The organism is Bradyrhizobium sp. USDA 10063 (genome assembly GCF_054063735.1).
Map to the genome: position 1 here is coordinate 7,015,032 of NZ_JBSSGP010000002.1, position 17,979 is coordinate 7,033,010.

The following is a 17,979-nucleotide window of genomic DNA, read 5'->3' on the forward strand; positions in this document are numbered from 1 at the left end:
ACGGTCCTGTCAACGAAGCTCGCCGAGCAAAGCCTTGGCGTTTTGCAAATCGCTTGTATCAAAACCTTCGGTGAACCAATCGTAGACCGGGGCAAGAAGGTCACGAGCTCGTTGTCGATTGCCCTGCTCAGCCAGGAGCCGTGCCAGGCTCATCGCCGCGCGCAATTCCCACGACCTTGCCTGCTGGGCGCGCGCAAGGGCGAGGGATCGCTCGAAACACGCCTGCGCTTTCGCCATGTCCCGCTGCGGCGATTTGAGCGCGATTTCACCGGCAACGCGATGCGCCTCAGCTTCGCACCACCTTTCCTTGGTTGCCTTCATTGCCGCCATTGACTTCTCGATGCAGCGCCACGCGGCTTCGAATTGGCCCGCGTCCGCATGCGCGGCTGCCAACATGAACTGATGCTCCGGTGTGAATATGGTCGATCCGGCCGACCGCCATAAATCGATGCCGCACGTGACCGTCTTGACCGCCTCCGTGGCCCTTCCCATGAGGGTGAGGATATAGCCGCGTCGTAATACCCCTTCCGCCTTTCGGAATGGGGCGCGCTTCTCCTCCGCCAACAGCACAAGTTCCTTGAGATGCTCGTTCGCGACGTCGTACTTCCCGCAATAGGTGTTAACGAGAATGGGGAAATTCAGCGTGAACATCAAAGTGGCGGCATGTTCAATCTGACGCGCTTCCATCAGCGCGCAATCTGCATCCCTGAGCGCGGCGCTGGGATAGCCGAGCTGCCACAAGGCCATCGAGCGAAAGCCCAGGCAGGTCACCCGGAGGTCCTGGCCGAATCGCGTCATCAATCGCCGGTGCTCGGCCGGACGGTAAAGCGCCAGCGCCTCGTTATAGTGCGCGAGAGCCTTGACCTGGTCCCCCATGAACGCGAGCGTGCTCGCCATGGTGCGGTGTCCAACCATGAGCGGGACCGTCGTCCCTTCCTTCTCACCGAGAGCAAGAAATCGCGCTGCGAGCTCTCGCGCAACCTCGCCATCAAAGCTGATGAAATTGACGAGCCACTGCCCGAACAGCGCCGAGAGCAGCAGTGACGCGTCATCGGGAGATTCTCCGAGCCGTTCGGCCTGCTCGATCAGCGTTCTCACCTGAGCCACGGCAGCCTTGGTCTCAGGCGCGCTATATCCTTTGACATGCATGAGCGTGTTCACGAGCGCAGTTTGCCAAACGATCTGCTCGCGCCGCAGGTCGGGCGTGCTCGGCAAGGTCGCGATTTGCGCCAGAGCCTGGGTAAGTTGTTCGGCGGCTTCGGCCAGCGCCGAGCGCTCCTGTGAGCGCTGTCCGGCCTTGCCCCACAGGCGCGCCGACTTCTCGATCAGATCGGCGTTCATGTAATGACGCGCCAGCACCTCGGGCTGGCTCTCGGCGGTTTCCGGGAACTGACTTTCGAGGACTTCGGCGATGCGCGCGTGCAGCATGCGCCGTGGCTCGCGCAATAGCGTGCTGTAGGCTGCGTCCTGCACCAGCGCGTGCTTGAACAGATAGCTCGCCAGCGGCGGGGTGCCCTGCCGAAACAACAAACCCGCCGTCACGAGCCGGTCAAGCGCGTCGTCCAATTCCGCCGGCGGCTTTCGCACCACCGCGGCCAGCAACATGTAGGGAAATTCCCGGCCGATTGCCGCGCCGACCTGCGCCACGTCTTTGGCTGGTCCGAGCCGGTCGAGCCGTGACATCAGCGAAGCCTGCAGGCTTGCCGGGACCGGCACCACGGACCTTGGTCCCCCTGCAACGGCCCGCTGCGCTTCGCTCTCACCCTCCGCATCCAGCACCGCCTTGGTCATTTCCTCGACGAACAGTGGAACGCCGTCGCTGCGCTCGATGATGTCCTGGCGGATGCCCGCCGGCAGCGGCCGGACGCCGGCGACTCCCTTGATGAGGCAATCGATGTCGCGCCCCGTCAGCCGGTTGAGCGTCAGCGCGGTCACGTGCGACCGTCCGATCCAGGGCGGGCTGAATTCCGGCCTGAACGTAACCAGTATCAAGAGCCGGTGCCTGGCGGCCAGATCCACCACCCGGGCGAACAATTCGAGGCTGGTTGGATCGGTCCAATGCGCATCTTCGAAAATCATCAGCACGGGGCTGATCCGCGCCAGCGCCTCGAGCTGCGAACAAAGAGCTGTCAGCGTCTTCTGACGACGGAGCTGCGGCTCAACTTCAACCGGAGGGTAACGTCCATCGTTGGGCAGCGACAGCAACTCGGCAATCAGGGACGCCTCCTCTGATGACGCCGAGCACTGCGCCAGCATCGCATCGAGCTTGTCCAGTTTGGACCCAGGGCTGTCATCGTCTTCCAATGCGGCGGCACGCATCAAATGGCTGATGACCGGATGGAGCGCGCTATCGGTATGCTGCGGCGAACAGACGTAGCGCTGGCGTATGTGCGGCTCGCCAGCAAGCTGCTGCGACAGTCCGAAGGTGAGCCGCGATTTGCCGATCCCCGCTTCACCGGAAATCAGCACCACCTGGCCTTCGCCGACCTTGGCCCGTGACCAGCGCCGAAGCAGCAAGTCGAGTTCTTCTTCCCGCCCCACCAGCGGCGTCAGGGCACCCGCGTGCAGCGCCTCAAAGCGGCTCGCCGCTGAGCTCGGTCGCAGTGCCGCCCACGCGCGCACCTGGCCCTGGATGCCCTTGAGGTCCTTTGTGCCGAGATCCTGCAGCTCGAACAGATTTCCGAGCAGCTTTCGGGTGCCGTCGGCAATGACCACCATGTTGGACGACGCGATCTGCTGCAGCCGCGCGGCCAGGTTTGGAGTTTCACCCACAATGCCGCGTTCCTCGGCGTCGCCCGACCCGTTGAGATCTCCCACGATCACCACGCCGGTCGCAATCCCGATACGGATCTGCAGCGTAACCGGAGCTTTGAGGACGGATATCGCCGAAATCAGCTCCAGTCCGGCCCGCACCGCACGCTCCGGGTCATCCTCATGGGCCTCTGGATAGCCGAAATAGATGAGAACGCCGTCGCCCATATATTTTGCCACGAAGCCGTCGAAGCGCCGCACGCTCTCCCTGACACATTTCTGGTAGGTTGAAATGATGTCTCGTAAGTCCTCAGGATCCATGCGCGCCGAGAGTTCCGTCGAGCCGACCAGGTCGACGAACATGACGGTGACCTGACGGCGCTCCGCAGCGTCCAATGTCTTCGGCGCGCTCGAAGCGGCAGGGCGTGCCTGTGCAGTCTGTGCCGGGGCTGCAGGCTCGCTGACGGCTGCAAGGATTTTCCGCCGGTGCCCGAGCGGAATCGCGATGTCCTTCAGGTCTTCATCGGTCAGATGGCGCAGAACCGAGACGTCAATCTCGTGCTCGGCAAAACGCTGCGCGTATTGCCCGAGACCAAGTCGATCAAGCCACTCGGCAATCTCCTGCACCTCGCCTCCGGACTTAGCTGCTGTCAATCATGACCAGGCCGGCCGACCTATATTCCGTGCGGCAACGGGACAAAAAGGTTCGCGCTTCGCCGCGCCGCCGTCGATCGGAACATCGCGCCCACAGAGGCAGCGGGCCTAGTCGCCGCACCTCCGAAAGGGAACATGCATCCGGGCTCGTCAGAGCCCTGGTCTGGATTACCGCAGATTACATCGATCGAGAGTGAAATGGCGCACAGATTGCGCGCCAACGGCGGGTCAAAAGCGGACTCGCGCAGCGCGCGCAAAGCCCGCTCTTGTCAGCTTTTGCGCTTCACCGCTTCGTACGCGAGCCGTTTGAACTCGACCACAAACGGATGCCCCATCTCACGCTGCGCCATGATCAGGCCCGCCGCATTCGTCTCAGGTGAAATCCACCATTGAGTGCCGCCACGTCCGCCCCAGAAGAGCTCGCCTCTCGCGTCGGGATGGTCGAACGCAGAAGGCTCCAGGATCAGCGCTCCCGCGAGCCCGTGCCCCTTGCCTTGAAGTTCTCCGTACGCGGCAAAGCGTAGCCACACGCCCTCAGGCAACTGGTTGGTCATCATCAGCTTGATCGTATCCGGCTTGAGCAAGGTCGGGCCACCCGGAAGCAGGCTTCGAATGAGCGCCACCATGTCCGGCCGTTCGATCGGATCATCCAGTTGGAAGCGGCCCTTCCTCGAGTAGAAGAAGCGCAGCGCAGGATGTGATCAGCTTCGTATTTGAAAAGACGCGGAATATGTGGTCGACCCGCAATGGTATCTGCGCTTCCTTGTCGGCCCACCCGATGCATTGCACATCGACCAGGTCTCTACCGACGAGCACGGCGGAAGCGAATCCGGAAAGAAGATTCCCGTCGACGTAGCGCCGCATGGCAGCATGCGCAGGCCGAAAGTCATATCCGGTGACCGTGACTTTCATGTCTTCCATGATCGGCACCTCGTGTTCGCGACAACGGCCTGATGCCAAGCCTGTCGGTTCATGACCTGGTGCCAAGGGATTCGCGCGGTTCAGGTCTTCGCAATGAAGTCCTCAAGGTCATCAAAGAACCGCTGCTCAAAGCCCAGCATGCGATGGGGATGATGGCCGCATTGTTCGTATTGGACAATTTCAAGCTGGGGATTGGTCGCCAGTAAACTGCCGACGTGTTCATCCCAAAATGCTCCCCCGAACCGTTCTTCGCCTCGTACGAGCTTTGCCGGACACAAGAACGGCCGCTCGGTTGATATCGATGACAACGTTTCTTTCAAGCTGTCAGCACGAAGACAACGCGGGTCGACGCGCTGTATCGCGGAAGCGTGGCTGAGCAAGTGCCGGGCCGATATGTGGTCCCGAGCCATGCCTCCCAAGCGGTCAGGCCCATTGGAAAGAAACTCAACATAGGTTGAATATGGCGGAGGCTCCTGCTGCCATTTCGTCAGCCGCAGGAGCAAGAGTGAGAACAATTTCGAGAATAGCGACCGGCTCCACTCCTCCGGACGTCCCAGGAACCACGGCGGGTCCTCGAGAAAGACCGCCCGGATGTTCGGATTGGCTTGGCCGAGCACACCGGCCACGCAGGCGCCTAGCGAATGCCCGACGACGATTGCCGGACGGCCTATGGCCGCCAGAGCAGTCTCGGCATCGGACATATAACCTGCAAGGTCGTAGTTCGGCGCGCGATCGGAGTGGCCGTGACCACGAAAATCGAGCGTCCAAACGCAATATCGATTCATCAATTGTTGCGTTGTTTCGTTCCACGTATCGCGACTTACGCTTGCCCCATGCAGGAACAGGATCGGAACCGCATCCATCGGGCCATCAACCGATGCTGCAAGTCGTACATTTCCGTTCGCCAAAGTCAGGTGAGTCATGCTTTATGCCCCGCAGTGCGGATCACGGGCGACAGATTGCCACAGTGAGATTTTCGAATAGAGTTTCAAGAGCCTGCTGCCTCACTCGCGCGGAACACAAAAATCGCCCAATTGCGTGCCATTTCTGCCACGTTCGTCGAAAAAAGGTTGCCCAATTATTGGCTTGGGAGCCTGTTCTTGCGCCCGCAAGGAGCGTCAGGTTAGTTCTAGTGTTGCCCTTTACGGCCGGGCGACGTTCTGACCGAGATATAGGCCGGTTGGGAGCACCATGAACACGCCGCACCCGTGCAACGTGCTTATGCTTTATCCGCGCTTCGTTGCGGACTCGTTTTGGAGCTTTACCGAATCCTGCAAATTGATGGGAGTTCGCCGCCCCGCGGCTCCCCTCGGTTTGATTTCCGTTGCGGCGATGTTACCGGGCAGTTGGACGGTGCGCCTGGTCGACTGCAATACGGCGTCGATGACCGACGAGGATCTTGCCTGGGCCGACGTCGTGTTCACGGGTGGAATGTTGCCGCAACAGGCTGACACGCTGCGGCTGATCGAGCTTTGTCGCTCACGGGGCAAGCCGGTGGTCGTCGGTGGCCCTGACCCAACCTCCAGTCCCCACATCTATGCCGCGGCCGACTTTCAGGTGCTCGGAGAGGCTGAAGGTGTCATTGACGAGTTCATTGCGGCTTGGGAGGGCGGTGCCCGATCGGGCGTCTTCACGGCGCCGAAGTTCCAGGCCGACGTCACCAAGACGCCGGTGCCGCGTTTCGACCTGCTCAACCCTCAAGACTATCTTTATCTTGGCGTGCAGTATTCGCGCGGCTGCCCCTTCACTTGCGAGTTTTGCGACATCATCGAACTTTACGGACGGGTGCCGCGGACCAAGACGACCCCGCAGATGCTTGCCGAGCTCGATGCGCTGTACGAGATGGGATATCGCGGCCATCTCGACTTCGTCGACGATAACTTCATCGGCAACAAGAAGTCGCTCAGGCTGTTTCTTCCCGAACTCGCCGCCTGGCAGCGCGCGCACGACTATCCGTTTGAGTTTTCGACAGAAGCCTCGGTCAATCTGGCCGATGATCCGGAACTCCTGAAAATGATGGCCGCGGCCAACTTTTTCGGCATTTTCGTCGGCATCGAAAGTCCGGACCCGGAGACCCTGGCCGCGACCAAGAAGAAGCAGAACACAAGGCGCGATATCGCCGAGAGCATTCACAAGATATACGGCGCCGGGATGCTCGTCACCGCGGGCTTCATCGTGGGCTTCGACAGCGAGAAACTCTCGATCGCGGATGCCATGATCGACTTCATCGAGGAAGCCGCCATCCCCGTCTGCATGGTTGGCCTGCTCTACGCCTTGCCGAACACGCAGCTCACGCGCCGTCTCACCCGCGAGGGTCGGCTGCACCCCAATCACGATCTGGGGCCGACCATCGGCGGCGATCAGTGCACCGACGGCATCAATTTCGATCCGACGCGTCCGTTGCGCGACATCTTGATGGACTACAGACAGATTCTGGAGAGCGTCTATCACCCTGTTGCGTACGCGAGCCGCGTTGACCGATTGATGACGATGCTCGACCGTTCGGGACAACGTCAGGAACTGCCCGTCGGTGATATCCGTGCCAAAGTGCGGGCACTAGAGACCGTGAATCGCGTCGTCACCGCCATTCCCGAAGCGCGCGAGCCGTTCTGGCGAACCTTCCTCAACTGCGCCAAGCGAGACTCGTCCTCGGCACGAATCGCAGTAGCCATGATCGCGGCCTATGCGCATCTTGGACCTTTCTCACGCCGGGTCATCGACGCAATCGATCGTCGTCTGGCCGCCCTGGACCAGCCACCGTCAAATTCGACGGCCGCAAACATCGCGATGGCCGAGAGCACGACCTGACGCCGGCGATGGGGTAGACGCAGATAGTCTCGTCGTGACATCGGGCGGCGAAAGACTTCTGGGCCAAATGCGGCTGTCATCTCAGTAGGAGATCGAGGGCCTCGTCTACGCACACCTCCAACTTGCGATGCGCCGTATCGATAACAAGGCGATCCCAATTCCATTTGTCGTAGGCGCGGGCGGCACTCTGCTCCGATCGGGTTCCAAAAAAATATCGTGATGACCCCGATGGTTGGATTTGACCGACATCAATCTCGCAGATCATTCGAAGCCTAGTCTCCTTTGCGCGCGTTGCTTGCGAACAGGGGAAAATGTCATGAAAGCACTCGTCTATAACGGCCCGGGCAAGAAGGCAGTCGAAGAACGCGCAAAGCCGGAGATACCCGCGCGCTCAAGGTCCTGATCGAGTTCTAGAGCCTGATCCGGAAAAGTCTGAAGCGGCTTTCCGAAAAAGATCATGCTCAAACAATAACCTAAAGCGCGATGATGATTCATCCTCATCTCATCGCGCTCTAGCTAGGAATCTATGCCGGTTTCGGCTTGCGCGATGCGACGAACACGCCTGACAGCACCAGTGCAAAGCCGATGACGTGGAAGAGCTGCGGATGCTCGCCAAGGAAGATGATCGACAACACGGTGCCGAACACCGGCACCACGTGGAAGAACGGCGCGGCGCGGTTGGCGCCGATCAATTGGACGCCGCGGTTGAAGCAGAGATAGGCCAGCGTCGAGGGGAATACCGCGACATAGATCAGTGACAGCAGGTTGTTGACGTTGAACTGCATCACCGGGCGCGCCAGCAATTCCCAGATCAGGAACGGCGTCAGGCACGCCGCGCCGCAGCCAAAGGTGAACGCGACGAACGACAGGCCGTGGATCTCCGGCCGCTTCAGCGACAACACCGAATAGATTCCGAAGATCGTGAGCGCGGTGAGGAAGATCAGGTCGCCCTTGTTGAACTCGACCTTCGACAGCGCGGTGAGGTCGCCGTGCAGGATGATCACCAGCACGCCCGCAAGCGACAGCAGGACGCCGAAGGCCTGCGCCGCCGTCAACCGCACGCCGAGCAGGACCAGCGACCACACCGCGATGATCAGCGGCGCCGCCGATTGCAGCAGCAGCGTGTTCAGCGCCTGGGTATATTCGAGCGCCCAGTACTGCATGGTATTGAAGACGCCGATCCCTGTCAGAGAGAGCAACACCATCAGGCCGAAACGGCCACGGATCGCCGGCCAGTCCTGCTTCAGATGCGGCCAGGCCCAGGGGAGGATCAGCAGGAACGCCAGCGACCAGCGCAGGAAGGAGAGCGTCACCGGCGCAATATGGCCGGCAGCGAGCCGGCCGACGATGGCGTTGCCCGCCCAGAACAGCGCGGTGAGGCTGAGCAGCAAATAGGGCTGGTTGGCGAGCCAGTTGCCGGAGCCGGCAGGGGAGGTGGTCTCGGAAGCAGACATTCGTCGGGCCCGGTTCATGACGCCGCGGCCCGCCCGGCGGGTTCACGCGCCGGGCCGGAATGTGAGAGGACCCGGCCCAGGCCACAGACACGGATTTTGCGGCGACGGCAATGGCGGCGGCTGCATCGCGACCATGCGCGCGGCTCGATCGCGGCAAGCCTGTCGGCTGCTCCGGGTGACGGCTTCGCGGGCGCCGGCGCGCCGAAGGGCCGCGTCAGCCGGCCTCGTCGGAAGGATCGGCCTGGCGCTTGACGATTTGTGCGGCGAGATCGATGAGGATCCGTTTCGTATCGACGTCGTGCAATTCGCGGAACAACCGCAAGAGGCGCAGCTCGAGCAGCGACTGCAGCGATGCGGAGCCCGGCTCCGGCAGCCGCCGCGTCCGGGCGGCGGCGCTGCTGGCGCGGCCGTTGAAGAGATCGACGGAGACGCCGAGCGCGCTCGCCACCTGGCGCAAGCGCTCGATATCGACCGCATCCCGCGCCGTTTGCGCGCCCTGTCCGTTGCGGAGGCGTTGCTCCCAGCACTTCCGCAAGGTCGGACTGCGATAGTCCGATCTCGCGCCACTTGGCCTGCACCAATTGATCGATGTGCCCGTCGGTCGATTTGCTCATTGCGTTGCTCAGCCGATCTTGGACTGTGTTTCGTTCACGAAGCCTGCAAACAGATTGACCAGTGGCTCCCCCTTGTAGGTTTTCTGCAGGTCGTTGGGATGCACGAACTCGTCGCGGAACCACGGATACTTGCGGCCGTCGAAGGCCTGGATGGTCCAGTCGATCAACTGCTTGACGCGCGGAATCCGCTTGGCGTCGGGGTGATAGGCAAGCCAGATGTCGAGCGAGAAGTTGATGCCGATGTCGAGCGGGATCAAAGGCCCGGCGACTGCCGGCACATAGGTCGGCAGCCAGCCGATGCCGGCGCCCTTGGCGACCGCCCAGACATGGGCGCTGCTGACATTGTTGCGCATGGCGACGAAGCCGACCTGCTCGCGGCCGGCATATTGCTCGTACATCTGTTGCGCGCGGGTCTGGTCGGCGTCCTGCAGCACGATGCGGTGGTTCTGCCGGATGTCGTCCTGGTCCTTCGGCATGCCGTAGATCTCGACATAGGACGGGCTGACGAATGGCATGACGTGGAGACGCCCGATCTTGACGCGCTTCAGGTCGGGCTTGTCAGGCTCTTCGAGTTGCACCGCGACGTCGGCCTCGAGCCTGAGCACGTCGGCCGAACGCATCTCGCATGTGAGGTCGACCAAAAGCCCCGGATAGACACGCTGGAATTCGATCAGCCGCGGCGCGACCCAGAAGGTGCCGAGACCTTCGGTGATGGCAAAGCGCACCTCGCCGGACAGGGCCGGCGTGGTCTGGCTCAGCGCGCGGTCGAGGCCGAAGGCGGCTTCCTCCATCCGCCGTGCCGCCTCCAGCACCTTCTCGCCTTCCGGCGTCAGCCGCACGCCATCGACATGCCGGGTGATCAGCGTCGTTTTATAGGCACTCTCTAGGTGCAGGATCTGCTTCCGCAGGAAGTTGGCCGAAGCGTTCAGCTCGAGGGCTGCAGCGCGGAAGCTGCCGATCCGTGCCACCTCAAGGAAGATCCGCACCGAATCCCACTGGGCGATGCGGCCCGGGGGGTGTGCACGGTGGTGAACACCCCTGCGCTCAGGTGAGTGCATACAAATCGCCTCGTTTGTCGCCTTTTAGCTTAACGGGAACATCCCTCTATTCTTGGCAGAAACGCGGCGAATCCACAACCGCGAGAGATGATCGATGACAGCTCTGGACCTCGATTTTATTCGCAAGGCCGCCACCAGGCGTCAGGGGATGGGTCCCGCCCGTTCGCTCGACAAGATGACCATGCTGCAACTGGCGAAACGCACGGTGATTTTCACCGTCGATGCCGCCGGGATTGCGGCGCTGATGGATGCGGCCAGGGAAGATATTCCCGGGCTGACCACCAACCGGATCGTGCAGACCGTCGCCAACCATAATCCCGATGTGTTCTGGGCGATCGCGCGACGGGACCAGTTCGACATTGCCGCGCCCAAGGGCGAAGGTTTCCTGGCGGTGCTGCCGCTGACCCATGAAGGCACGCGCCGCCTGATCGACGGCCGGCTCGATACCAAGAATCCCGATCTCGCCTTCGTCGCGCGGCAGTCGGAGCGACCCGCGGGCATCTATGTCTGGGCCATCCACGCCAAGGGGCCGACGGTCGCTGCGATCCCGCTGGTGCTGCAGAAATTCTCGACCCCGCTCTACCAGGGCATCAACATCTATTCGCGGCCGATCACCAAGGAAGGTCTGCGCGTGCTCGAGCCGCTCGGGTTCACGCCCGGCGCCCGCTATGACGGATTGTTCGCGCCGCATCTGCAGATGCTCGATCGCTCGCACGAGATGCCGCCGCTGAAGCCGGTGCCGCCGGACCCGATCTCGGTGCGGGTGGTGCGCTCGATGGACGAGATGGCGCGCGTGATGGCGATCCGCAGCGCCGTCTACATGGGCGAGCAGCATTGCCCGTTCGAGGAGGAGTTCGACGGCAATGATTTCTCCGCGACCCATCTGATCTGCCATCAGGGCCGCGAGCCGGTCGGCTGCATGCGGATCCGCTACTTCGCCGATTTCGCCAAGCTGGAGCGGCTGGCGGTGCGCAGCGAAAGCCGCAGCGGCGGCATCGCCGGCCGCATCGTCGATGCCGCGATCGAGCTCTGCCGCAAGAAGGGTTACAACGTCCTCTATGCGCATGCGCAGAAGCGGTTGCTCGGTTTCTGGGAGCAGCGCGGCTTCGAGCGCATGCAGGGCTCGCGCGAATTCGTGTTCTCCGATTTCGACTATGTCGAGGTCAAGCTTCAGACCGAACGGCATCCGCAGCGCATCACCCTTGGCGAGGATCCCTACGTCCTGATCCGCCCGGAAGGACAGTGGGACGTCCCCGGCATCCTCGAAATGTCCGCCGGCCGCGGCGCGGCGGCGCAGCCGGCAACGATGTGATCGCCATGGCCCCGGTGATCGACCTCAAGCCCTATGTCGGCGCCTCCAACACCCGCCTGCTGGTCATGGTCGACCTGCAGGAGGACGCCTATTTTCGCGCGGCAGCCTGCGCTGACGATGTCGAGCGCTCGCTGGAAAGCTGCAGGGCCGCGATCCAGCACGCCCGCAATGCCGGGATGCCGATCGCGTTCACGCGGCGGGCCCAAGCCTTGGACATCCCGGGCCTGGATCTCCTCGACAGGAAGGCGCAGTCGCCCTGGATCATGGGCCTCGAGCCGAAGCGCTCGGACATGGTGTTCGAGCGCAGGCAGCCCTCCTGCTACGCCAATCCGCTGTTCGAGGACGTCGTCTCGCGGATCGGCAGCTTTGCGATCGGCGGTCTGGCGGCGGAAGAGGTCTGCCTTGCCACCGCCATCGACGCTTCACACCGTGGCCATCGCGTCACCTTCCTGACCGATGCAGCGGCGAGCCGGCAGCGGCGCGATGCCGATCCTGGCTCGGTGCACCTTGTCGCGACCAAGGCGATCGAATTGTTCGCCGACGTCGCCACCACCGCCCACTGGCTGGTCGCGACCGCGCAGCGGCCTCTGAGAGGGCATCGATATGGATGAACTGAGGGCCCGTCGCTTGCGTAACGTGATTCCGGTACTGACCGAACAGCGTAACATTCTGGTGTCCGGCGGGCTGTCCTTTGCGGGCCATCTCGTCGATCTCGCGATCATGCAGCTTCAACTGTCGCTGCACGAGATTTCCGAAGACGAATTGTCCGAATTTTCCAACGCGGTCAGCCTCAATCTCGCCAGCGGCGACTTCCAGGATTGATCGGGGAGGCGTTGATGCCCCGCAGATGGATCGTGCTTGCCGTGCTGTTCGCGGCGCGCGCGACGACCGGGTTTCAGTTCCAGTCGGTCGGGTCGACGACCAATTTCCTGATGCACGATCTGGCGCTCGGCTACGCCCAGCTCGGCATGCTGCTCGGTGCTTATCTGTTGCCCGGAATCGTCGTCGCCTTTCCGGCCGGCCTGATCGGCCGGCGCGTGCGCGAGACGACGCTCGGGCTCAGCGGCTTGGCGCTGATGGCAATGTCGGGCATCGCTCTGTCCTATTGCGATAGCTTCGCCGCCGCATTGATCGCGCGCGTGATCGGTGGCGTCGGCGCCACCATCGTGATCCTGGTCGCCACCAAGATGACGACCGACTGGTTTGCCGGCCGCGAGATTGTGCTGGCGATGTCGCTGTTGCAGATGAGCTGGCCGTTCGGCGCGATGATCGCGCTGCCGGCACAGACTTATCTCGCACAATCGCTGGGGTGGCCGGCGGTGATGGCGTCGAGCGCGATGTTGGCCCTGGTCGTGCTCGGCGCCTTCACATTGCTGCCGCGGAGTCCCGTCCAGGCGGAGGCCACGACGGCCGCGCGCACTGGCCTGCCGGTCAGGACACTGGTCCCGATTCTGGTTGCGGGTGTCATCTGGGGCGCGATGAATCTCGCCTGCGTGTTGTTCTTCAGCTATGCGCCGCAATTGATGGTGGCGCAGGGAGCGAGTCCGACGGGGGCGGCGTCGCTGGTCGGCCTCGCGATCTGGCTCACCATCGTGGCCATTCCCGCCGGCGGCTATCTGGTCGAGCGGTCGGGGCGGCCGGTCGCAGCGATCATTGCTTGCGGGCTTGTCGCGGCGCTGGCGCTGGCGCTGTTCGTCGCAAACGTCCACCCAACGGTTGCCTGCCTTGTCTTCGGCGTCGCCATCGGGCCCTTGTCCGGCGCGATCCTGTCGCTGCCGACGCGCGTGCTCGAGCCGTGCGACCGCTCGCCCGGCTTCGGCCTGTTCTTCACCTGCTTCTATATCCTGATGGCGATCGGGCCCTCTGCCGCCGGCCGGCTGCAGGACGCCTGGGGCAAGCCGTCGGCCGCGCTGATTGCGGGCGCCGTGCTGCTGGCGGCGATGGCGCCGCTGTCGCTGTTGTTCTCGCTGCTCACAAAGCGCCGCGAGGTGCTGGCGCTCAAGCCCGCGACGGCCTGAGCGTCACGTCCAAAGCAATCGTTGAAAGATAGCCCCGGTGAAGCTGTGCTCCTCTCCCGCTTGCGGGGGAGGGCTGGGGTGGGGGTGTCTCCGCATTGGGACTCCCCGAGTGGAGAGAGCCCTCACCCGGCGCGGAGCCTGTACTCGGACGGCGCGAAGCGCCGATCCGGGTGCGCCGACCTCTCTCGCAAGCGGGAGAGGTGAAGATTAAGCCTGATTGGACCACGCTCTAGCCTCACGCCGTCAGCGGCCGCACGATCCCAGCCGTCGCCTTCACCGCATCATCGGGCGCGAGCTCGATCTGCAGGCCGCGCTGGCCGCCATTGACGAACACGCTTCCCTCGGCGAGCGCCGCCTGTTCGATCGCGACAGGCACGCGCTTCTTCTGCCCGAACGGGCTGATGCCGCCGACATGGTAGCCGGTCAGCCGCTCGGCATCGGAGGAGCGCATCATCTTCGCGGTCTTGCCGCCGAAGGCGGCAGCGAGCTTCTTCATGCTGACCTCGCAGTCGGACGGCACCACCGCGCAGACCGGCTTGCCGTCGACCTCGGCCATCAGCGTCTTCAGCATCCGTTTTGGCGCCACCCCCAGCGCTTCGGCGGCCTGCAGGCCGATGCTCTCGGCGTCAGGATCATAGTCATAAGCGTGCAGGGTGAATTTCACGCCGAGCTTTGCCAGCGTCTCCGTGGCGCGCGTGCTCTTGGACATCTGGCTGGCTGTTCCCTTAATCCTTGTCCATGATCTGCCCCTGCCTTTCCGCGGCCACAAATTTTCCGGGGATATCAAAGGCTTGGAGATCATCGAAACGACGCAAAAACTACCCTTCTTGCTTGCTTAAGCGTAGCGCTTCCTTTATCGGGGTTAGCGACCTGTGTGCGAGCGGCCACCGCCGTGATTTCGGCCGGGCAGCTTAAACCATGATCCGGAAAGTTCGGTACCGCTTTTCCGCGTCCATCATGATCGAACCTTAGTGTTGCAGGGAACGCTTGCGAAATGGCCAATGTTGTCGTGGTCGGCGCCCAGTGGGGCGACGAAGGGAAGGGCAAGATCGTCGACTGGCTGTCGGAGCAGGCCGACATCGTCGTGCGCTTCCAGGGCGGCCACAATGCCGGCCATACGCTCGTCATCAACGGCGAGACCTACAAGCTCGCGCTCTTGCCGTCGGGCGTGCTGCGGCCGTCGAAACTGGCCGTGATCGGCAATGGCGTCGTGTTCGATCCGCAGGCCTTCCTGGATGAGGTGGCGCGGCTGAAGGGGCAGGGCGTCGCGGTCAGCCCGGACAACTTACGGATCGCCGAGAACGTCACGCTGATCCTGCCGCTGCACCGCGATCTCGACGCGCTGCGCGAATCATCCAACGCGATGACTGCGATCGGCACCACGCGCCGCGGCATCGGCCCGGCCTATGAGGACAAGGTCGGCCGCCGCGCCATCCGCCTGATGGACCTCGCCGACCTCGACACCTTGCCGCACAAGATCGACCGCCTGCTGGCGCACCACAATGCGCTGCGCCGCGGCCTCAATCTGGAGGAGATCGACGGCAGGGGCATCCTTGCCGAGCTGTCGGCGCTGGCGCCGAAGATCCTGCCGTATGCCGAGACCGTCTGGCGGCTGCTCGATCTCAAGCGCCGCGAGGGCAAGCGCATTTTGTTCGAGGGCGCCCAGGGTGCGCTGCTGGACGTCGATCACGGCACCTATCCCTACGTCACCTCCTCCAACACGGTGGCGGCGCAGGCGGCGACCGGCGCCGGGCTCGGCCCCGGCGCGGTCGGCTATGTCCTGGGGATCTGCAAGGCCTACACCACCCGTGTCGGCCAGGGGCCGTTCCCGACCGAGCTGACGGACGAGATCGGCGAGGAAATCGGCCGCCGCGGCAAGGAATTCGGCGTCAATACCGGCCGCAAGCGCCGCACCGGCTGGTTCGACGCGGTGCTGGTGCGGCAGACGGTGCGCACCTGCGGCATCACGGGGCTGGCGCTGACCAAGCTCGATATTCTAGATGGATTCGATACCATACAGGTCTGCACCGGCTACAAGCTCGACGGCAAGGAAATCGACCATTTGCCGGCGGGCGAGGGCGCACAGGCCCGCGTGGTGCCGATCTATGAGACGATCGAGGGCTGGAAGCAGCCGACGGCGAACGCCCGTTCCTGGGCCGACCTGCCGGCACAGGCCATCAAATATGTCCGCCGGGTGGAGGAATTGGTCGGCTGCCCGATCGCGCTTCTTTCCACCAGCCCGGAACGCGAGGATACTATTCTGGTACAGAATCCGTTCGAGGCTTAACGGGATATTACCTATATCCCACCAATTTGATGGAAATGGCTGATTACTACCCGCTGATTGCCCGTGCCATCGCCGGATTGGATCCCAATGCTCCCGGTGAGAGCCGCCGCGCGCTTTACGAGCGGGCGCGGGCGGCGCTGATTCAGCAGCTCCGCAGCGTCCAGCCGCCGCTTTCCGAGTCAGAGATCACCCGCGAGCGCCTGTCGCTCGAGGAGGCCGTGCGCAAGGTCGAATCGGAAGCTGCCCAGCGCGCCCGCGAGGCCGGCCGTCCACCTGGCGGCGGTTCCCGCAGCGGCGATGCGTTCCGCCGCGCCACCGCGGCCGCCCGCCCGCCGGAAGCCGCTCCGGCACAAGGCACCCCGCCGCGCCCGCGCACTCCACCGCCGCCGCGTCCGCCTGGTGGCGAGGATCGCCCGCCGCGCAATCTTCGTGGCGAGGCGCCGCCGGTCGCCCCGCGTCCGCCGACGCCACCGCCGCCCGATCCGCAGCGGCCCCCCGGCGCGCGCCGCGGGCCGGACAATAGTGCTGGCGCGAACAACGGCGCGCCGCCGGCGCCGCAGCCGCCGGCCATGCGGGGCTTCCGCGACCTCGCCGCTGACGCCGACGATCTCGGCCGTGCCGCCGCGCAGGCCAACCGCAACGCGCGCAAGACCTACGCCAACGTGCCGTCGCCCTCGCCGGAGTTCGACCGGCTCGAGCCGAACATGGAGAACCGCGGCGCCGATCCGGACGCCCCCTATTCCTATGACGAGTCGAGCGAGGAGGCGGAGCGCTACCCGCAGGGATCGCGGCCGCGGCTCGGCAATGGCGATCGCGAGGTCAAGAAGAGCGCGCGGCTCGGCTCGGCATTCCCGTTCAAGACCGCGATCGCGGTCGGCATCATCCTGATCCTGATCGGCGCCGGCATCCTCTGGGGCAAGCAGGCGGTCACGGTCGTGAGCGGCCTGCTCAAGTCGTCGCCCTCGGTGGAAGCGCCGAAGGATGCGTCGGCGCCCGCGGCCAAGCCCAAGATTCCGGATCGCGTCGGCCAGCCGTCGTCCACCGAGCCGGTTGCGCCGGTGGCGCAGCGCGTCGTGCTCTATGACGAGGACCCCAGCGATCCCAAGGGCAAGCAATATGTCGGCTCGGTGATCTGGCGCACCGAACCGATCAAGTCTTCGGGCAACGCGGCCGCCGATATCGCCGTGCGCGCCGACATCGAGATCCCTGACCGCAAGTTCAAGATGACGATGTCGTTCCGCCGCAACACCGACTCGTCCCTGCCCGCGAGCCACACCGCCGAGCTCACCTTCATCCTGCCGCCGGATTTTCCGAACGGCGGCGTCGGCAATGTGCCTGGCATCCTGATGAAGTCGAACGAGCAGGCCCGCGGCACCCCGCTCGCAGGCCTCGCAGTGAAGGTCACCGACGGCTTCTTCCTGGTCGGCCTCTCCAACGTCGACGCCGACCGCTCGCGCAACCTGCAGCTCCTGAAGGAGCGCTCCTGGTTCGACGTGCCGCTCGTCTACTCCAACCAGCGCCGCGCCATCATCGCGATCGAGAAGGGCGCGCCAGGCGAGCGCGCGTTCAACGACGCCTTTGCGGCGTGGGGGGAGTGACGAAGGACTGAGATCATGGCCCGGTTCATCTCGGATCACGATCTCATGCAGTGAGAGTGGGCGCCATGAAACGCTACCTGATCTTCGCCGCCATCGGCCCGTTCATCGGTGGCCTCATTCTGCTGTTCGCGACCTCCTATCAGTCGGGCTATTGGACCGAGACGGGCGCGCACGAGGTCGGAAAGTTCTTCCTGGCTTTCGCCAAGACGCTGCAATACGCGTATCTGTTTGGCATCGTGCCATCGCTGATGCTGGGGGCGATCGACGACATCCTGATGCATGTGCGGAGGATCACGCCGCTGGTGCGGATGCTGATCATCGGCGCAATCGGATTCATCGCGTCCGAACTGCTCTACGGCTCGCGCGGGCCGGATTCCGGCGTGGTGCAGTTCATCCTCTACGGGCTCGTCGGCTTCGTACCGGCAACGCTGTCGTCCTGGCTGGCGCACAAATATGCGGAAGAGCCGCAGCCGGCGACCACCTAGAATCGTGGGCGGATTAGCT

Annotated in this window: 16 protein-coding genes; 8 read left to right on the forward strand and 8 right to left on the reverse strand. The window is 63.7% G+C overall.

From position 1 onward, the window contains the following. Window positions 1–9: 9 nt before the first annotated feature. The 4 genes from ACVJGD_RS35095 to ACVJGD_RS35110 form a co-directional block, all read right to left on the reverse strand. Window positions 10–3,378, reverse strand: a complete 3,369-nt coding sequence (locus tag ACVJGD_RS35095) for an adenylate/guanylate cyclase domain-containing protein (protein WP_456638487.1) — start codon at window positions 3,376–3,378, stop codon at window positions 10–12. Between the two features lie 296 nt (window positions 3,379–3,674). After that, window positions 3,675–4,031 carry a hypothetical protein gene (locus ACVJGD_RS35100; RefSeq protein ID WP_456638488.1) on the reverse strand — a complete coding sequence of 119 codons (357 nt, stop codon included), beginning with the start codon at window positions 4,029–4,031 and terminating at the stop codon, window positions 3,675–3,677. 19 nt (window positions 4,032–4,050) lie between these two features. After that, entirely contained in the window at window positions 4,051–4,326 is a 276-nt protein-coding gene (locus ACVJGD_RS35105) for a serine hydrolase (RefSeq protein WP_456640475.1), read from the reverse strand. 80 nt (window positions 4,327–4,406) lie between these two features. Beyond that, window positions 4,407–5,249 (reverse strand): alpha/beta fold hydrolase, encoded by an 843-nt coding sequence (locus ACVJGD_RS35110; protein WP_456638489.1) that lies wholly within the window; start codon window positions 5,247–5,249, stop codon window positions 4,407–4,409. A 268-nt stretch (window positions 5,250–5,517) separates the two neighbouring features. On the opposite strand from ACVJGD_RS35110, the gene ACVJGD_RS35115 reads away from it, so the two are divergent. Further along, window positions 5,518–7,134, forward strand: coding sequence for a B12-binding domain-containing radical SAM protein (locus tag ACVJGD_RS35115; protein ID WP_456638490.1), 1,617 nt, complete (start codon window positions 5,518–5,520; stop codon window positions 7,132–7,134). Between the two features lie 524 nt (window positions 7,135–7,658). Here ACVJGD_RS35115 and ACVJGD_RS35120 read toward each other — a convergent pair. From ACVJGD_RS35120 to ACVJGD_RS35130, 3 genes are all read right to left on the reverse strand, one after another. Further along, entirely contained in the window at window positions 7,659–8,588 is a 930-nt protein-coding gene (locus tag ACVJGD_RS35120) for a DMT family transporter (RefSeq protein WP_456638491.1), read from the reverse strand. A gap of 214 nt (window positions 8,589–8,802) precedes the next feature. Then, a complete protein-coding gene (locus ACVJGD_RS35125) occupies window positions 8,803–9,123 on the reverse strand; it encodes a hypothetical protein (protein WP_456638492.1) in 321 nt (106 codons plus the stop codon). Between the two features lie 87 nt (window positions 9,124–9,210). Continuing rightward, window positions 9,211–10,260, reverse strand: coding sequence for a LysR family transcriptional regulator (locus ACVJGD_RS35130; RefSeq protein ID WP_456638493.1), 1,050 nt, complete (start codon window positions 10,258–10,260; stop codon window positions 9,211–9,213). Window positions 10,261–10,354: 94 nt separating this feature from the next. On the opposite strand from ACVJGD_RS35130, the gene ACVJGD_RS35135 reads away from it, so the two are divergent. From ACVJGD_RS35135 to ACVJGD_RS35150, 4 genes are read left to right on the forward strand one after another with little or no spacing between them, the layout of a single operon-like run. Next, the gene (locus ACVJGD_RS35135) at window positions 10,355–11,572 is read left to right on the forward strand and encodes a GNAT family N-acetyltransferase (protein ID WP_456638494.1); all 1,218 of its coding nucleotides are present in this window, start codon (window positions 10,355–10,357) and stop codon (window positions 11,570–11,572) included. Between the two features lie 5 nt (window positions 11,573–11,577). Further along, entirely contained in the window at window positions 11,578–12,183 is a 606-nt protein-coding gene (locus ACVJGD_RS35140) for a cysteine hydrolase family protein (RefSeq protein WP_456638495.1), read from the forward strand. After that, window positions 12,176–12,394 carry a hypothetical protein gene (locus ACVJGD_RS35145; RefSeq protein ID WP_454617021.1) on the forward strand — a complete coding sequence of 73 codons (219 nt, stop codon included), beginning with the start codon at window positions 12,176–12,178 and terminating at the stop codon, window positions 12,392–12,394. Before ACVJGD_RS35140 ends, ACVJGD_RS35145 begins: the two co-directional genes overlap by 8 nt. Window positions 12,395–12,408: 14 nt before the next feature. Continuing rightward, window positions 12,409–13,590 carry an MFS transporter gene (locus ACVJGD_RS35150; RefSeq protein ID WP_456638496.1) on the forward strand — a complete coding sequence of 394 codons (1,182 nt, stop codon included), beginning with the start codon at window positions 12,409–12,411 and terminating at the stop codon, window positions 13,588–13,590. 235 nt (window positions 13,591–13,825) lie between these two features. Here ACVJGD_RS35150 and ybaK read toward each other — a convergent pair whose 3' ends face one another. Then, entirely contained in the window at window positions 13,826–14,299 is a 474-nt protein-coding gene (gene ybaK, locus ACVJGD_RS35155) for a Cys-tRNA(Pro) deacylase (protein WP_456638497.1), read from the reverse strand. A 285-nt stretch (window positions 14,300–14,584) separates the two neighbouring features. On the opposite strand from ybaK, the gene ACVJGD_RS35160 reads away from it, so the two are divergent. From ACVJGD_RS35160 to ACVJGD_RS35170, 3 genes are all read left to right on the forward strand, one after another. Then, the gene (locus ACVJGD_RS35160; protein ID WP_456638498.1) at window positions 14,585–15,877 is read left to right on the forward strand and encodes an adenylosuccinate synthase; all 1,293 of its coding nucleotides are present in this window, start codon (window positions 14,585–14,587) and stop codon (window positions 15,875–15,877) included. A 35-nt stretch (window positions 15,878–15,912) separates the two neighbouring features. Beyond that, window positions 15,913–17,475 (forward strand): hypothetical protein, encoded by a 1,563-nt coding sequence (locus tag ACVJGD_RS35165; RefSeq protein WP_456638499.1) that lies wholly within the window; start codon window positions 15,913–15,915, stop codon window positions 17,473–17,475. A 65-nt stretch (window positions 17,476–17,540) separates the two neighbouring features. Beyond that, window positions 17,541–17,960 (forward strand): DUF5413 family protein, encoded by a 420-nt coding sequence (locus ACVJGD_RS35170; protein ID WP_456638500.1) that lies wholly within the window; start codon window positions 17,541–17,543, stop codon window positions 17,958–17,960. Window positions 17,961–17,979 lie beyond the last annotated feature (19 nt).

Coding starts and splice junctions, on each gene's coding strand:
- ACVJGD_RS35100 (WP_456638488.1), bottom strand. CDS start 4,031: ATGGTGGCGCTCATTCGAAGCCTGCTTCCGGGTGGCCCGACCTTGCTC.
- ACVJGD_RS35105 (WP_456640475.1), bottom strand. CDS start 4,326: ATGGAAGACATGAAAGTCACGGTCACCGGATATGACTTTCGGCCTGCG.
- ACVJGD_RS35110 (WP_456638489.1), bottom strand. CDS start 5,249: ATGACTCACCTGACTTTGGCGAACGGAAATGTACGACTTGCAGCATCG.
- ACVJGD_RS35115 (WP_456638490.1), top strand. CDS start 5,518: ATGAACACGCCGCACCCGTGCAACGTGCTTATGCTTTATCCGCGCTTC.
- ACVJGD_RS35120 (WP_456638491.1), bottom strand. CDS start 8,588: ATGTCTGCTTCCGAGACCACCTCCCCTGCCGGCTCCGGCAACTGGCTC.
- ACVJGD_RS35130 (WP_456638493.1), bottom strand. CDS start 10,260: ATGCACTCACCTGAGCGCAGGGGTGTTCACCACCGTGCACACCCCCCG.
- ACVJGD_RS35135 (WP_456638494.1), top strand. CDS start 10,355: ATGACAGCTCTGGACCTCGATTTTATTCGCAAGGCCGCCACCAGGCGT.
- ACVJGD_RS35140 (WP_456638495.1), top strand. CDS start 11,578: ATGGCCCCGGTGATCGACCTCAAGCCCTATGTCGGCGCCTCCAACACC.
- ACVJGD_RS35145 (WP_454617021.1), top strand. CDS start 12,176: ATGGATGAACTGAGGGCCCGTCGCTTGCGTAACGTGATTCCGGTACTG.
- ACVJGD_RS35150 (WP_456638496.1), top strand. CDS start 12,409: ATGCCCCGCAGATGGATCGTGCTTGCCGTGCTGTTCGCGGCGCGCGCG.
- ybaK (WP_456638497.1), bottom strand. CDS start 14,299: ATGTCCAAGAGCACGCGCGCCACGGAGACGCTGGCAAAGCTCGGCGTG.
- ACVJGD_RS35160 (WP_456638498.1), top strand. CDS start 14,585: ATGGCCAATGTTGTCGTGGTCGGCGCCCAGTGGGGCGACGAAGGGAAG.
- ACVJGD_RS35165 (WP_456638499.1), top strand. CDS start 15,913: ATGGCTGATTACTACCCGCTGATTGCCCGTGCCATCGCCGGATTGGAT.
- ACVJGD_RS35170 (WP_456638500.1), top strand. CDS start 17,541: ATGAAACGCTACCTGATCTTCGCCGCCATCGGCCCGTTCATCGGTGGC.